This window comes from Micromonospora foliorum (genome assembly GCF_022229015.1).
Classification (GTDB): Bacteria; Actinomycetota; Actinomycetes; order Mycobacteriales; family Micromonosporaceae; genus Micromonospora; species Micromonospora foliorum.
In genome coordinates this window covers 1-1936 of record NZ_JAKKFF010000514.1, presented here as the reverse complement: position 1 = coordinate 1936, position 1936 = coordinate 1, and the positions used below count along the sequence as shown (strand labels likewise).

General features: G+C 72.9%; 2 protein-coding genes and 2 pseudogenes. 2 read left to right on the top strand and 2 right to left on the bottom strand.

Annotated elements, in window-relative coordinates:
- Together PSH25_RS29100 and PSH25_RS29095 are read left to right on the top strand one after the other, a co-directional pair.
- Window positions 1–220: pseudogene (locus PSH25_RS29100) on the top strand (membrane protein YczE); the annotation flags it as partial.
- Window positions 221–420: 200 nt separating this feature from the next.
- Window positions 421–882, top strand: coding sequence for a hypothetical protein (locus PSH25_RS29095; protein WP_238662066.1), 462 nt, complete (start codon window positions 421–423; stop codon window positions 880–882).
- Window positions 883–887: 5 nt separating this feature from the next.
- Here PSH25_RS29095 and hisF read toward each other — a convergent pair whose 3' ends face one another.
- Window positions 888–1655 (bottom strand): imidazole glycerol phosphate synthase subunit HisF, encoded by a 768-nt coding sequence (gene hisF, locus PSH25_RS29090; protein WP_112582731.1) that lies wholly within the window; start codon window positions 1653–1655, stop codon window positions 888–890.
- 82 nt (window positions 1656–1737) lie between these two features.
- Window positions 1738–1936, bottom strand: a pseudogene (locus PSH25_RS34265) (NADP-dependent oxidoreductase); the annotation flags it as partial.

Below are 1936 nucleotides of genomic sequence, written 5' to 3'. Positions count from 1 at the left end.
CGGGTACGTGGCCCGCCGGCCCGGCCGGTCGGTCCGGCTGGTGCGCACCGTCATCGAGGTCACCGTGCTGGCGCTGGGCTGGTTGCTCGGCGGCACGGTCGGCGTGGGCACCGTCGCGTACGCGTTGGCCATCGGTCCGTTGGCCCAGTTCTTCATCCCGCTGTTCGCCGTGCCGGAGGGCACCACACCAGACAGCGCCACACCAGACAGCGCCACACCAGACAGCGCCACACCAGACAGCGCCGCGCCCGACAGCGCCGCGCCCGACAGCGCCACGCCCCCGCCGGGGAGCCCCGCGCCGGCCACCCCCGCCGGCTGAACCCTCACCGACCGTCCGCGGACCGGTACGTGGCGGTGGTGCCGCGTACCGGATGGAGGGTGGGTGTTCCCTTCCGCGACGCGCGCCGTCATCATCTCTGCATGGGGGAGAACGGTTGGCGCTGGAACGACGCCTGGATCTTCGTGTCGCTCGTCATCGCGAGCGGGGCCGGACGGCACCGTCGGTCGGCGACAAGTCGACGGCCGGAGGGCGTCCGCCTGACCGACGTGCTCTCCACCGCCGACCACCTCAACCACGCGATCCCGCAGCGCCACGAGGTGGAGGCCGCGGTCCGGCGGCTGGTCGGCGCCGGGCTGGTCAGCGTGGCCGACGGCTGGTTCCGGATCACCGCCGAGGGTGAGCAGCTGTGGCGTACCCGCCCGCGCGCGGGTGTGGCGACCATGGTGGACACCGTGCAGGGTGTGCTGATCCGCCGGCACGCGCCCGGCAGCGCGGACTGGATTTTGGACGAGGCCGACCACGCGGCTGCCGTCCAGGAGTACGCGGTCCGTTCGATCCCCACCCCGCGTCGGTCACCGGAGGGGCATTCCGGCGAGCGCTGACCGGCTCAGCGCACCGGATGTCCACCGAGGCGCAGCGCGTCCTTGACCTCGGCGACGGTCAGCTCACCGAAGTGGAAGACGCTGGCGGCGAGCACCGCGTCCGCGCCGGCGCCGATCGCGGGCGGAAAGTGGGCCACCTCGCCGGCGCCCCCACTGGCCACCACCGGCACGTCCACCACGGCGCGCACCGCGGCGATCAACTCCAGGTCGAAGCCCGCCTTGGTGCCGTCGGCGTCCATCGAGTTGAGCAGGATCTCGCCCGCGCCCAGCTCGGCGCCCCGGTGTGCCCACCACACGGCGTCGATGCCGGTGCCGCGCCGGCCCCCGTGCGTGGTCACCTCGAAGCCACTGGGCGTGCCGCCGTTCGGCGACCGACGCACGTCGAGGGAGAGCACGAGCACCTGCCGGCCGAACCGGTCGGCGATCTCGGCGATCAGCTCCGGGCGGGCGATGGCGGCGGTGTTCACGCCGACCTTGTCCGCCCCGGCGCGCAACAGTGTGTCCACGTCGGCGACCTGCCGGACCCCACCGCCGACGGTCAGCGGGATGAACACCGACTCGGCGGTGCGGCGCACCACGTCGAGCATGGTGCCGCGGTCGCTGGAGGACGCGGTGACGTCGAGGAAGGTCAACTCGTCCGCGCCGGCCCGGTCGTACGCGGCGGCCAGCTCGACCGGGTCACCGGCGTCCCGCAGGTCGAGGAAGTTGACCCCCTTGACCACCCGTCCGGCGTCCACGTCCAGACAGGGGATCACCCGTACCGCCACCGTCATGCCGCGAGCCTATCCTCCGCACGCGCGACGGCGGCCGACCCGATCGGGTCGGCCGCCGTGCAGGAGGTCTACGTAACATCATGACGAACATCTTGCCGAGGTTGTCGCAGCGCAGCAGGCCGAGGAACGCGGCCGGGGCGTTCTCGATGCAGTCCACGATCGTCCCGTCGTAGGACAGTGTGACCTCGCGCAGCCAGCCGGCGACGTCGCGCCCGAACGCCGCCCGCACGTCGTTGTGGTTGTTGCCGTGGAAGCAGCGCCGGGTGAGCCGCTTGCCGATG